The organism is Sulfitobacter sp. PS-8MA (assembly GCF_040933935.1).
Classification (GTDB): domain Bacteria; phylum Pseudomonadota; class Alphaproteobacteria; order Rhodobacterales; family Rhodobacteraceae; genus Sulfitobacter.
In genome coordinates, this window is record NZ_JBFQYJ010000004.1 from 165,191 (window position 1) to 177,910 (window position 12,720).

Sequence of the window (12,720 nt, forward strand, 5' to 3'; positions counted from 1 at the left end):
CGCGGCAGATGCGCCGCACCGGCATCAGAGAGGCCCCGATGAGTGACAAAACCGCCACCCCCCTGCTCGATCAGATCGCCCGCCCGGCGGACCTGAAACGCCTGTCCGATGCCGAGCTGACACAGGTTGCCCGAGAGCTGCGGACCGAGACGATTTCAGCCGTGTCGGAAACCGGCGGTCACCTCGGCGCAGGGCTTGGGGTGGTGGAACTGACCGTGGCGCTGCATGCGGTTTTCGACACCCCGCGCGACAAGATCATCTGGGACGTGAGCCACCAATGCTACCCGCATAAAATCCTCACCGAACGCCGCGACCGCATCCGCAGCCTGCGGATGAAGGACGGGCTCTCGGGCTTCACCAAACGCAGCGAGTCGCCGTATGATCCCTTTGGCGCGGCGCATAGTTCGACCTCGATCTCGGCGGCGCTCGGCTTTGCCGTGGGCCGCGATCTGGGCGGCGTGATCCCCGAAGGGCTTGGCGACGCAATCGCCGTGATCGGCGATGGCGCGATGTCTGCGGGCATGGCCTATGAGGCGCTCAACAACGCGGGCGATCTGAAAAAACGCCTGATCGTGATCCTCAACGACAACGAGATGTCCATCGCCCCGCCGGTGGGCGCCATGTCGAGCTACCTTAGCCGCCTTTATGCCGAAGCGCCGTTTCAGGATTTCAAAGCCGCCGCCAAAGGCGCGGTGAGCCTGCTGCCGGAGCCCTTCCGCGAGGGGGCGAAACGGGCCAAGGACATGCTCAAGGGCATGGCCGTGGGCGGCACGCTCTTCGAGAACCTCGGCTTCTCCTACCTCGGCCCGATCAACGGGCATGACATGGACCAACTGCTGCCGGTGCTGCGCACCGTGCAACAACGCGCCACCGGGCCGATCCTGATCCACATTCAGACGCAGAAGGGCAAAGGCTATGGCCCCGCCGAGGCCGCGCGCGACCGCGGCCATGCCACGGCCAAGTTCAACGTGGTGACCGGCGAGCAGAAAAAATCGCCCTCCAACGCGCCGAGCTACACCCGCGTTTTCGCCGACAGCCTGCTGGCCGAGGCCGCCGAGGACGACAAGATTTGCGCCGTGACCGCCGCCATGCCCGATGGCACCGGGCTCGACCTTTTTGCCGAACGCTACCCGAGCCGCTGTTTCGACGTGGGCATTGCCGAGCAACATGGCGTGACCTTCTGCGCCGGGCTCGCCGCGGCGGGGATGAAACCTTTCTGCGCGATGTATTCGACCTTCCTGCAACGCGGCTACGATCAGGTCGTGCATGACGTGGCGATCCAGCGCCTGCCGGTGCGTTTCGCCATCGACCGCGCGGGGCTCGTGGGCGCCGACGGGCCGACCCATGCGGGCGCTTTCGACGTGGCCTTCCTCGCCAATCTGCCCGGCTTCGTGGTCATGGCCGCCGCCGATGAGGCGGAACTGCGCCATATGGTTGCCACCGCCGCCGCCCATGACGAGGGCCCCATCGCCTTTCGCTATCCGCGCGGCGAAGGCCGCGGGGTCGAAATGCCGGAACGCGGCAGGCCGCTCGAAATCGGCAAGGGCCGGATGATCCGGAAAGGCAGCAAAGTCGCGCTGCTGTCCTTTGGCACCCGGCTGGAAGAGGTCGAAAAGGCCGCCGAGGCCCTCAGCAGCAAGGGCATCACCCCCAGCATCGCCGACGCGCGTTTCGCCAAACCGCTGGACCGCGAGATGATCCTGAAACTGGCCGCAGACCACGACGCGCTGATCACCATCGAAGAAGGGGCGATCGGCGGTTTTGGCAGCCATGTGGCGCAGCTGCTGGCCGATGAAGCGGTCTTTGACAAAGGGCTGAAGTTCCGCTCCATGGTGCTGCCCGATATCTTTATCGATCAGGCCAGCCCGGCGGATATGTATGCGGTGGCGGGTATGAATGCCGAACAGATCACCGCCAAAGTGCTGGAGGTGCTGGGCGTCTCAAACCTCGACGCGCAACGCGCCTGAAAGATGCGCGGCGTCAGCGGGTGCTGAGCAGCAGCCAGAACCCCGCGCTCAACGTGACCGCCACGCAAAGATAGCCCAGCAAGACAAACAACCCGTCGCGGGTGAAGAGGCCGAACACCAGCAGCGCCACGGTCAAGGCGCCGATCGACGACATCATTGGCAGCACTTCCATAAAGGGCCAGCCGATGGGGATCACCGCGACCATCAACAGCGTGAGAAACCGCATCGGGCCGGTGGTCAGATATTGCAGCCTCGGGCGGCACTGGCGGTCGACAAAGGCGCAGGGGCCGCGCAGGTAGCCCACGCAACCGCTCAGGCGCTTGCCCGGGATCTCGCGCCGCAACAGGAAACTCGGCAGCCACAGGCTGCGCTTTCCCCGCACCGCCTGCACGGCGAGGATGATGATCGTCAAGGCGGCCAGGGTCGAAACACCCGGAATGCCCGACAGGGGCGAGACCAGCAACAAGGCCACGATCAGGATCAGCGGCGTGATGGAACGGTCGCCGATCTCATGCAGGATATCCTGCACCGACACCGTCTCGCGCTGCGCGGCGCGGTCCATACTATCGAGCAGAAAATGCAATGTGTGTTCATCGCGGCGCATGCGGGCCTCGGCTTTAACCACCGGTCGCCAGAAGCGCGGCAAGACCAGAGCGATAGTCAGGGTAGATCGGCTGCCAGCCCAACGCCGCCTTGGCGTGATCGTTCCGCACCCGCTTGCTTTCGGCATAGAAACTGCGCGCCATGGGCGACATCTCGGCGCTGGCGAAATCTTCCTCAGGCGGCAGCGGCAGGCCCAGCAACTCGGCGGCATGGGCGATGACATCCTGCGGCGGGGCTGGGTCGTCGTCACATAGGTTATAGATGCCCCCCGGCTGCGGCTGCGCCAGCGACAGGTCCAACGCCTGCGCGATGTCCGCCACATGGATGCGCGAAAACACCTGACCGGGTTTGATGATCCGCCGCGCCTTGCCGCTGCGGACCTTTTCGAACGGGCCGCGCCCGGGGCCGTAGATGCCGGCAAGGCGAAAGACATGCAGCGGCAGATCGGGGATCGCGGCCCATGCCGCTTCGGCTTGCACCCGCGCCGCGCCGCGCCGGGTCGAGGGGGTCAGCGGCGTGGTCTCATCCACCCAACCACCGCCGTGGTCGCCGTAGACACCGGTGGTTGAGAGATAGCCCAGCCAGCGCATCCCCGGCGCGGCCTCGGCCATGTCATCGGCCAGAGCCAGCAGCACCGGATCGCCCTCGGGCCCCGGCCCTGCCGAGATCAGCACATTGGGCACCTCTTTCAAAAGCGCGCCGAGATCGGACCCCGGCCACAGCAGGGGTTCCACACCGGTGGCGGCAATCTCGTCCAACTTGTCGGGGCTGCGTGTGCTGCCGATGATGCGCCAGCCCTGCGGGATCAGCCGCGCCGCCAAGGCACGCGCGCTATAGCCATGACCAATCGAAAGAAGCGTTTTTTCCATGCCGCCAAACTGACCCGCGCCCCCGGCGACCGCAAGGGCGCAACGGCATGCATCGGGGCATTTGTTTCACGTGAACCTGGTCAGCCCTTGAGCCGGTCGATCATCATATAGCCGTAATGAGGCCCGACCCATTGCCGCGAGCGGCGCATCTTGCCGGTGGCGGGCTCCACCCAATACTCATTGGTAAAACGCTCCGCGCCAAAGCTGCAGTCCTCGCGCAGATGGCGGGTGGCGATACGCTGGTCAACGATCTGGATCACCTCGCGGCCCAACTGCGTCACATCGCAGGAAAAGGGCACGGTCTGCGCGGTGCCATCGAGACGCGCCAGCGTGATGAGCCGCTCACCGCCGCCGCCCTGCCCGTCAAACCCGGCGATGGTGGTGCCGGCCTGGGCCGAGCGCATATTGCCCGTCAGCCCCTTGGTGCCGACCAAAACCCCCTCGCGCAGAATGATCTGCGCATCGTCCGACGACTGCCAGACCTCGACCGTGCCGGGGGTGGGATCATCGCGCCGCCCCACGAGTTGCAGGAAATCCTGCAAGCCGCTGTTGTCCGGCACCACCTGCAACACCGGCCCCGGCGTCTTGTCGAGCATGTCGCGGGTCACTTCGATGCGCCCCTTGGGCGCCCCGTCAGCGGCGGCCCGGGCGCGGATCGAATTGGCCAAGGCGGTCCCCGCGCTCAACAGCGGGCTTTGCTGCGACTCCCGCCCGCCGGTCGCGCAAGCGGTCAGGCCAAGGCTGGCGATCAGGAGAAGAGTGGTTGCAAGATGCTTCATTCCCAGACCCTCGACCATTGATCTTCCAATGCGTTGCGGTGGCCGCTGCGCACGCTTTCGTAAAGCCGCCCCGGCACCATCAGACGCGCGCCGCCGTCGCGTTGGATCGGGCGGATGGTGGCGGACACGCTGCGCTTGTCCGGCTCGCCCAGGAACCAGTTGATCGGGACCGTCAGATTGATCCCCTTGTCAAAGGAGCCTTCGCCAAATTCCTCGGAGGAGACATCGGTGAAGGTGGCAAACCCGCCGACGCGCCAGCCGTTTTCAAACTCGCGCGAGATCGTGACCGTCGCCCCGACATCCCCCGCAAGATAGCGGCCCACGTCCAATTGTCCGTGATAGCCGCCGCCGAACTCGTAATAGGCCGAGACATGGCCCGTGGCCACGCTGTAGTCCTGAAACCCGACCCCGCCGTCAAAATCACGCTGTTTGACGTAATTCGCCTCCACCCCAAGCGCGAGGTTGCTGTCGACCGGCTTCCACAGAAGCTCTGTCGACAGGCCGCCGAACATCCGCTCGAAATAGCCCAGGGACACACGGGCATAGAGGTCATTACCCGCCTTCCACCGTTTGCTGACATAGGCGGTATTTAACGCGGTTTCGCCTTGGTTGGCATAAAGGCTGCCATTGGTCCGAACTTTGGGCAGTCTGGAATTGCTGGGCCGGGGGTCGTCGCCCACATTGCCCCCAAGCCGATGTTGCAGGCTCCCTGCGATGGTCCAACCCGGCGCGGGACGGTAGCTCGCTGCGACCTCAACGCCGAAATCGAGACGCACAGGCTCTGTCGGGTCAAAATAGCTCGGCGAAACATAGGGACCAATGGCCCAAGCGAAATCCGGATAGATATCGGCATTCGTCATCGCGCCGGGCAGGCGCGGCGCAGCTTCACCGATGCCGCTAACGGCCAGCAGCGCGTCTGCGGCCATCGGGTCAAACTCCAACGCCTCCAAGTCCGAGCGACGGACCGTCACCGCGGATTGCGCCAGATTTTCCTCTACCAGAACGATGCGGAATGTCTCGACCGAGGCAGGCAAAACCTGTGCCATCGCCCGCGCCGCACGGCCCACCGCCACGGCAGGCGCTTGATAGTGGTCATTACGCAGCCGCAACTCGCCGCTGGCCGGTGACAGTTGTAACGCGACCAGGGCCAAACCGCTTTCGCTCAACACTGACTTTAAGTCATCTCGGTAGCTGATCTGGCTTTGCGAGCTGGCCGCCCAGCCAGTGTCCCATGCCTGCGGGGCTGCCGCGCGGCTGGGGCGTACGTTCAACGGCAAGGTTGGGGTCACGGTCAGCGACGTTGCCGGGTTACGCGGGTGGAACTGGTATTGGAAGTTCACCCCGACTTCGGAGCCATACAGGTAATAGGCCCCCAAGCGAAGCCCCTCGGAATACTGATATTCTGTGCCGAGGTTGACCTGCGATTTTCGGGTAAACACATCGCGCCCGCTGTCTTCGGCCACATAGGCATCAGAGCTATATTCCGCCTTGAGCGCCCAGCGGTTGTTGACCTGCCATTCAACGCCGGCAAAGGGTGCAACCGGCCCGCGGAACCATTGATCGAAAGACAACTCGCCCCCGGTATCCCCCGCCGTAAAGCTGCCACGATCGCTGCCAAATGGCGTGCCGATGCTATTCGAACTGCCAAGCCGCCCCCAGCCCAGACCGCCGGTTACCTTCAGCGTGCCGGGCAGCGGGCTGTTGTCGAAGGTCTTGGTCGCCACGACATATTCCCCGGCATAAATCCCGGTCCCTGCGAAATCTTGCAGCCCGACGGTAACGGCAGGCCAGAACCGGTCTTCTTTCTTCAGCAGGTAGCGCAGGTCGAAACTGCGGTCGCGGTAGGTCTCAAACCCGTTGGCGTTCCAGTCTTGAATGCCGACATAGCGAAAGCTGGCCGACAGCCGCGGGGTGGCCTGAAAGGACAGCGTGGTGCGGGTCATGCCGCCGAAATGTGACACGCCAATGGCAAGCTGGCCGTCGGGCATGGCTTCGGCGGTGGGCATGTCGACCAGACCCGGGGCGCCATAGAAGTTCAGCGAGGGCCGGTCTGGCATGTCGAAAATCGGATAGCTGTTCTCGGCGCCCGCTTGGCCCGCCCCCAGCAGCACAACGCAGAGCGCCGCCTTGCCAGACCACCAAGCGCAGTTCCGCACTTTTCGTTCTGTCCCCATGCGCCCTATCGCCCTTTGCCTGCCTTTGCCCCACCGATTTGGCACGGACCGCCGGTGGAAATCAATCTTCATGCCGGCCCTGCGCGCCCTGCACCGGAAAACGCGGCAATATCGCGACAGAGGCTGCCGTCAGGAGCTTTTGCGGATCGCTTCGGGGGCATCGAACCCTTCGACCCAGCGGTAGACGACCGCCCGGGCCATATCCGCGTCATTCGCGACGATGGCCTCGCGCAGATCACGCAGGACCACCGCGATCTCCACTTCGTTCAACCCTTTTTCGCGGGTGGAGAAAATCTTGGGATGCCTTGTGCCGATCAGGGTGCCGCTCAGGGTCAGTTCTTCGGTCATCTTCTCGCCCGGACGCAGCCCGGTGATCGCGATTTCGATATCGCCATCGGGGTTTTCCTCGTCGCGCACAGTATAGCCTGCGGTTTCGATCACCTGCCGGGCCAGTTTCAAAATCGGCACCGGCTTGCCCATATCGAGCACAAAGACTTCGCCCCCATCGGCCTGCGCGCCCGCTTGCAACACCAGTTGCACGGCCTCTTCCACGGTCATGAAATAGCGCGCGACGCCGCGATCTGTCACGGTCAAGGGACCGCCCCGGCTAAGCTGCTCTTGGAACAAGGGCACCACAGAGCCGGATGACCCGAGCACATTGCCAAAGCGCACCATGGAGAAGATCACCCCCTCCGGCCCGCCGTATTTGCGCGCCATGTCCTGCAGGACAAGCTCCGCCAGCCGTTTGGAGCCGCCCATGATATTGGTCGGTCGCACGGCCTTATCGGTGGAAATGAGGATAAAGCGCTCCACCCCCGCCCGCGCGGCCTGTTCGGCCAGCGCCTGCGTGCCCAGCACATTGTTCACGAGGCCCGAGAGCGGGTTCGCCTCGACCAAGGGCACATGTTTATAGGCCGCCGCATGGAGGATCACATTAACCCTGTGTTCAGACAGCACTTTGCGCAGCTGGCGGCTGTCGGTTACCGTCCCCAGAACCGAGACGACCTCGATCCCCGAACCTTCGGCCAGTTGCCGCATTTCCATGTCGGTGTTGTAAAGCGCCAGTTCACTCAGCTCGAACAGCACCAGTTTGGTCGGGCGCTGCTCAAGCACCTGACGGGATATCTCTGACCCGATCGACCCGCCCGCGCCGGACACGAAGACCACTTTGCCGCTATAGGCCGCGCCATGATCATTCGCATGTGTGACCTCATCGCGGTTCAAAAAACGCCGCGGCGCCACCGGGGCAAGCTTGTCGACCAGCGCTTCCTCGCCGATCAACTGGGCAAAGGACGGCAGGGTCTGCACCTCCAGCCGCATCTTCTCCAGCCGCCGGGCGATCTGCGCCTGTTTCGGCGCGCTCAGCGAGGGGACGGCGAGCAGAACTCGGTCGATCTGCTTTTCGGCCACCAATTCGGCCACGCGCATCGGCGAGTGCACCGGAAGCTTGGCCACCCGAAGCCCCTGAAGTGCGACATTATCATCGACAAAGGCAATCGGCTCGATGTGCTCATGGCCCCGGAGGGCCGACACCAGCTGTGTCCCGGTGGTCCCCGCGCCATAGATCAACACCCGGCACCGCGTCGGCCCCTTGCGATAGATCATCAGCACCACTTGCAGCAAAAGCGCGCGGGAAATGACCACGAAGGTAAAGAAAAACGCCCCCAGCATGACATGCAGGCCAAAGGGGTAGTTCAACCCCAAAAGCCAGGAGGTCAGATAGGACGTGGCCGCCAGAACGATGCTCAACAACGCCGTCGCCCCCACGGCGGCGGTCTCATAGGCGTTCAACTGTATGCTGCAAACGCCCAGCCAGATCGACGCGCCCGCCCCGGCGATCAACACATAGGGCAGGACCGACAGATAGCTGAACAGGGATTCAGCCAGACCCGCGGGCAGCCCGCGCAACGCCAGCGCCGCGATCACCGCAAAGACGATCAACAGCGAGTCGAAACTCAGCATAATGATGCGCTTTTGCTGTTTGGTCAGCGACTGGACGAAGCTCAACATCCGCTATTCCCTGCTATCTGTCATACGATCTGTGACGCCGAAAATGACCAAACGCCGCCAAACGCGCCCGCACGAGGCGACAGCGTGCTGCCGCATCGCCGGAATCACAAGCAAGGGCTTTAGCGAAATGCACCGCTCGAATCCTTAACTTTTTTCCTCACAAGCGGCACGATGCCATGATCTGTCCAGAAAAACCACTACTTGGGCGGGATACACGTTCAGAGGGCGGCGCCTGTTGCGCAGAGACCGCCGCAAGATTACCGGCGTCGGAACAGATTGCCGATGGTTTGAAACACCAGATCAAAGTCGTAGCAGGTGCTTTGATGCCGCTGGTAGATCAGGTCCAGCCGCGCTTTGCGTGGCACGCAGACCCGGCAATAGACCTCATCGGTTTCTTCGGGCGTCTGACAGCGGGACAGCAGCCGGTCTTCGTGTTTGTGAAACCGGATGGTGGCGAGCCCGGTCACCCCCGGTCGGGATTTCAGCACCTGGCCATAGAGCTCGGGGAACCGCTCGACATATTCGCGCAGCGGCGGGCGCGGGCCGACAAAGCTCAGATCGCCGCGCAGGATGTTCCACAGTTGTGGAAACTCATCCAGCCGCCGCGCGCGCAGCCAGGCGCCCGTGGCGGTGATCCGGCTGCGTTTGTCGCCACCCGATACGCCCTGATCGCCCTCGACAACCGTCATGGTGCGCAGTTTCCACAGGTTAAAGCTCTGCTCAGGTGTTTTCATACGTTCCGCCACATGAAACAGCGGACGCCCCTCCTTGAACAACAGCCAGACCAGCAGGCCCAGCAGGATGGGGCCGAGGATGATCACCAAGAGACTGGCGAAAAACAGATCGAAAAGGCGTTTGCGCCACGTCATTCAGAAAGGCTCATGGATGTTGACTGTCCCGCTGCCACTCGCCGACCAACCCGGCGGGGGTGCTGTTTTCTGGCGCAAAAGACACAAGGCGTTCAAGCGCATTCGTGTCCAGTTCCACCGCGGCGATACTGCCCGGCCCCGCCGGGCGCGGCTGCCATGCCAACCCGGCGGCATCCAGCAACGCGCCCATCTCGACCACACCGGGGGCCGCAAGGTTCAGCACCGGGGGCAAAGCCGTGCGGGCGCAAAGCTGGTGCAGAACACGCGCCAGGGTGACCGGCCCGATATAGCTGCGCCGTGGCGTCCGCCCCTCCGGGAACCGGTCCAGTTCCATGCCGGGCCGCCAACCGCCGAGGATCGCATCGGCCCCCGCCACATTGCCGATCCGCAGAAGGGTCACGCCCTCTGTAGTTCGGGCGGCAACCGCCTGTTCCATCGCCAGTTTGGCGCGGCCATAGTCTGACGCGGGCGCGACGGTCTGCCTTTCCGACAGCGCACCGCTGCCGGCCCCATAGACTGCCGCGGAAGAGGCGATAAAGACCCGCGGCACCCCGGCGGCCTGCGCCAGATCCAAAGCCGCCAGCGCAAGGGTCGTGTTGTCGCTGAGCGGCTGGCCGCTGCGGGCGGCAGCGGCGGGGGTGACACCGGAAAGGCACAGGATCGCGCGCGCGCCCTTGGCCGCCTCAAGCGCCTCGGCGGAAGGAGCTTGCCCCGGCGCCGGCAGGTCAAACCGCGTGAACCCCGCCACCGCGCGACGGCTCTGGCATCGCAAATCCCCCGGCTGCGGCCAGTGACGGCGCAGCATCCCCCCCAGCCGCCCGGTGGCCCCCAGCAACAGGACGCCGCCCGCGGCTTGCATGTCCTTTGAAATCATTGACGCCATGTGCTTGTTCTCTATCCTGCTGCATAACGAACTCTGGGGGGGGGGTTCACATCATCCTTTACCACCGCCGGTGCCTTCCTGCATACAGATGCTGCCGATCCGGTTCACCGGAAAAACACAAGAAAGCGGTCACGCGTTACATGAAGCATATGAGCAAGCTTTTCCTCTCGGCCCTGTTGGCGGTGACCTTGGCGGCCTGTAGCGCTTTGCCGCGCGGGGCTGCGATTGAAAAAGAAGTCACTCAGGACGCGACTGAACCGGGCAGTGACATTGCCGTCTATCCCGTCACCCGCGCCTTTTTGCCCAGCGTCGCGCAATGGCCCCGGACCGGCCCGCGCCGACATGGCTGGATCGGCGCCAGCCGGGGCTCGAACGCCCAGGTCATCCGCCCCGGTGACCGTTTGGATGTGCAGGTCTGGGACAGTGGCGAAAACTCCCTGCTGACCTCGGCGGCCGAACGGGTCGCCAATCTGGCGGGCATCCGGGTTTCGGAAAGCGGCACGATCTTTGTCCCCTATGTCGGCAAGATCCGCGTCGCCGGGCGCACCCCTGAATCGGCGCGGCTGCTGCTGCAACGCCAGCTTGAAGCCGTCGTGCCCTCGGCCCAGGTGCAATTGGCGATGACCGAAGGCCGGGGCAATGCAATCGACCTTGTCGGCGGGGTGAACGCGCCCGGCAGCGTGCTGATGCCAAACAATAATTTTTCGGTTCTCGCCGCGATCTCAGCCGGGGGCGGGGTGCAAAACGCGCTTCTGAACCCGCAGGTCAAACTGGTGCGTGGCCAGAATATCTATGCCACCTCGATCGACCGGCTTTATGAAAACCCGCATCTCGATACCCGGTTGCAGGGCGGCGACAAGCTGATCATCGAAGAAGACCGTCGCTATTTCCTGTCGCTCGGGGCCGCCGGGAAGGAAGCGCAGTTTCGCTTTAACCGGGACGAGGTTTCGGCGCTGGATGCGCTGGCCATCATCGGCGGTGTGAACGATGCGCGCGCCAACCCCCAAGGCATTCTGATCCTGCGCGAATACCCCGCCAGCGCGGTCAGCGCGGGGGTGCGCGGGCCGCGCCGCACGCGGGTGGTCTTTACGCTTGATCTGACCACCTCTGACGGGCTTTTCTCGGCCCGGAATTTCCACATCCAGTCCGGCGATCTTGTGCTCGCCACGGAAAGCCCGCTGACCGATACGCGCACCATTCTGGGTCTTGTCGGCTCGGTCTTCGGCGTGGTCCGTTCCGCAGGCAATATCAGCAACTGACCCCCAGCCAGATCGGCGCAGCCCCCGCGCCGGTCTAGCTGATCCGCTTTTCCTCCGGCACCAGCGCGTTGATCTGCGCCAGATGCGCGGGCAGGCAATGGGTCAGGAAATCATACTGCGCCACCACATGCGCCCGCGCGGCGGGGCCCAGATGCGCATGGGCCTCCGGGCGGGCCAGCACATCGACCACCTGTGCGGCCAGCGCGTCAGGGTCGAAGAAATCCACCAGCATCCCGGTCTCACCATGGGCAATCGCCTCGCGCACCGGTGCCACATCGGCGGCGACAATCGTGGCCCCCATCGACATCGCCTCCAGCAGAGACCAGGACAGCACAAAGGGCATCGTGAGATAGATGTGACAGCGGCTCAGCTGGACCAATTTCTGAAAGTCCGGATAGGGCACTTTGCCGATGAAATGCACCCGGTCCCAATCCACCTCATGCCCGACCTCGGCGGCCATTTCACCGCGCAGGCCGCCGGGGTGTTTGCTCTTGCCGCCATAGGACACGTCATTGCCGCCCACGATCACCACCCGCGCATTTGGCCGCTCGCGCAGAATGCGCGGCAAGGCCCGCATCATGATGTGAAAGCCGCGGGTCTTCTCAAGATTGCGGGCGATATAGGTGATCACCTCATCCTCTCGGGTCAGTGGCTTGGCCAGACGGCCCAGCCCCAAACTTACCTTTGGGTCAGGCCGCAGCCGATCCGTGCGGATCCCGTCATGGGTGACGTATAGCTTGTGATGAAAGCTCTGCGGAAAGCGGTCGCGCTGCCAGACGGTCGGACATTGGCCCAGATCCACCGTCTCGATATTCGCCAGAGGCACGATATTGCGCGCGTGGTTCAGATAGGGGGCATGGGCCGAGGGCGGGTCTTCGGGATCAAAGCCCACCGTGCCGCCGGTCATGTTATAGTAATACTCGAAATAGCCGATGATCGGCACATCCGGCCAAAGCTGTTTGAAAAAGCTCAACTCGCCCCAACCGACATGGCCGATGATGATATCGGGGCGAAAGCCCTCCTTTACTTCAATCTCACGCGCCGCGTTGACCGCGCCGAAGCCGTTGCCTGCGGCTTCCTCCCAGATTTTGGACAGACCATAGGCCTTGGCTTCGGGCGTGTGATGCGGCCGGTAGATGCGGGTCTCTATGCCGGGCATTCTGGGCGCGTCCCGGCGTTGGGTGAGAAAATAGATGCGGTGCCCCCCGCCTGCGCCAGCCATTCGATCAGCTCGCGGTATTGGCCCGGCATGTTCTGATGTACAAAGAGAAAATTCATCCGCCGCGCCCTGCCTTTTGGGTTTCGCC

Annotated in this window: 9 protein-coding genes and 1 pseudogene; 2 read left to right on the top strand and 8 right to left on the bottom strand. The window is 63.8% G+C overall.

The window, feature by feature from the left end:
- Window positions 1–38: 38 nt before the first annotated feature.
- Entirely contained in the window at window positions 39–1,967 is a 1,929-nt protein-coding gene (gene dxs, locus AB4M76_RS02665) for a 1-deoxy-D-xylulose-5-phosphate synthase (RefSeq protein WP_368440255.1), read from the top strand.
- Window positions 1,968–1,980: 13 nt separating this feature from the next.
- Here dxs and AB4M76_RS02670 read toward each other — a convergent pair whose 3' ends face one another.
- The 7 genes from AB4M76_RS02670 to AB4M76_RS02700 all read right to left on the bottom strand — a co-directional run bounded on the left by AB4M76_RS02670 (window position 1,981) and on the right by AB4M76_RS02700 (window position 10,154).
- Window positions 1,981–2,571, bottom strand: coding sequence for an exopolysaccharide biosynthesis protein (locus tag AB4M76_RS02670; protein WP_368440256.1), 591 nt, complete (start codon window positions 2,569–2,571; stop codon window positions 1,981–1,983).
- 13 nt (window positions 2,572–2,584) lie between these two features.
- Window positions 2,585–3,439, bottom strand: coding sequence for an SDR family oxidoreductase (locus AB4M76_RS02675; protein WP_368440257.1), 855 nt, complete (start codon window positions 3,437–3,439; stop codon window positions 2,585–2,587).
- An 80-nt stretch (window positions 3,440–3,519) separates the two neighbouring features.
- Window positions 3,520–4,218 (bottom strand): YjbF family lipoprotein, encoded by a 699-nt coding sequence (locus tag AB4M76_RS02680; protein ID WP_368440258.1) that lies wholly within the window; start codon window positions 4,216–4,218, stop codon window positions 3,520–3,522.
- Window positions 4,215–6,392 (bottom strand): YjbH domain-containing protein, encoded by a 2,178-nt coding sequence (locus AB4M76_RS02685; RefSeq protein ID WP_368440259.1) that lies wholly within the window; start codon window positions 6,390–6,392, stop codon window positions 4,215–4,217. Before AB4M76_RS02685 ends, AB4M76_RS02680 begins: the two co-directional genes overlap by 4 nt.
- 129 nt (window positions 6,393–6,521) lie before the next feature.
- The gene (locus AB4M76_RS02690; protein WP_368440260.1) at window positions 6,522–8,402 is read right to left on the bottom strand and encodes a polysaccharide biosynthesis protein; all 1,881 of its coding nucleotides are present in this window, start codon (window positions 8,400–8,402) and stop codon (window positions 6,522–6,524) included.
- A gap of 257 nt (window positions 8,403–8,659) precedes the next feature.
- A complete protein-coding gene (locus tag AB4M76_RS02695) occupies window positions 8,660–9,271 on the bottom strand; it encodes a sugar transferase (protein WP_368440261.1) in 612 nt (203 codons plus the stop codon).
- A gap of 10 nt (window positions 9,272–9,281) precedes the next feature.
- The gene (locus AB4M76_RS02700; protein ID WP_368440262.1) at window positions 9,282–10,154 is read right to left on the bottom strand and encodes an NAD-dependent epimerase/dehydratase family protein; all 873 of its coding nucleotides are present in this window, start codon (window positions 10,152–10,154) and stop codon (window positions 9,282–9,284) included.
- A 149-nt stretch (window positions 10,155–10,303) separates the two neighbouring features.
- Between AB4M76_RS02700 and AB4M76_RS02705 the strand changes: the two genes are divergently transcribed.
- Window positions 10,304–11,413 (top strand): polysaccharide biosynthesis/export family protein, encoded by a 1,110-nt coding sequence (locus tag AB4M76_RS02705; RefSeq protein WP_368440263.1) that lies wholly within the window; start codon window positions 10,304–10,306, stop codon window positions 11,411–11,413.
- Window positions 11,414–11,447: 34 nt separating this feature from the next.
- On the opposite strand, the pseudogene AB4M76_RS02710 reads toward AB4M76_RS02705, so the two are convergent.
- A pseudogene (locus AB4M76_RS02710) lies at window positions 11,448–12,691 on the bottom strand (glycosyltransferase family 4 protein).
- Between the last annotated feature and the right edge of the window lie 29 nt (window positions 12,692–12,720).

Coding starts and splice junctions, on each gene's coding strand:
- dxs (WP_368440255.1), top strand. CDS start 39: ATGAGTGACAAAACCGCCACCCCCCTGCTCGATCAGATCGCCCGCCCG.
- AB4M76_RS02670 (WP_368440256.1), bottom strand. CDS start 2,571: ATGCGCCGCGATGAACACACATTGCATTTTCTGCTCGATAGTATGGAC.
- AB4M76_RS02675 (WP_368440257.1), bottom strand. CDS start 3,439: ATGGAAAAAACGCTTCTTTCGATTGGTCATGGCTATAGCGCGCGTGCC.
- AB4M76_RS02680 (WP_368440258.1), bottom strand. CDS start 4,218: ATGAAGCATCTTGCAACCACTCTTCTCCTGATCGCCAGCCTTGGCCTG.
- AB4M76_RS02685 (WP_368440259.1), bottom strand. CDS start 6,392: ATGGGGACAGAACGAAAAGTGCGGAACTGCGCTTGGTGGTCTGGCAAG.
- AB4M76_RS02690 (WP_368440260.1), bottom strand. CDS start 8,402: ATGTTGAGCTTCGTCCAGTCGCTGACCAAACAGCAAAAGCGCATCATT.
- AB4M76_RS02695 (WP_368440261.1), bottom strand. CDS start 9,271: ATGACGTGGCGCAAACGCCTTTTCGATCTGTTTTTCGCCAGTCTCTTG.
- AB4M76_RS02700 (WP_368440262.1), bottom strand. CDS start 10,154: ATGGCGTCAATGATTTCAAAGGACATGCAAGCCGCGGGCGGCGTCCTG.
- AB4M76_RS02705 (WP_368440263.1), top strand. CDS start 10,304: ATGAGCAAGCTTTTCCTCTCGGCCCTGTTGGCGGTGACCTTGGCGGCC.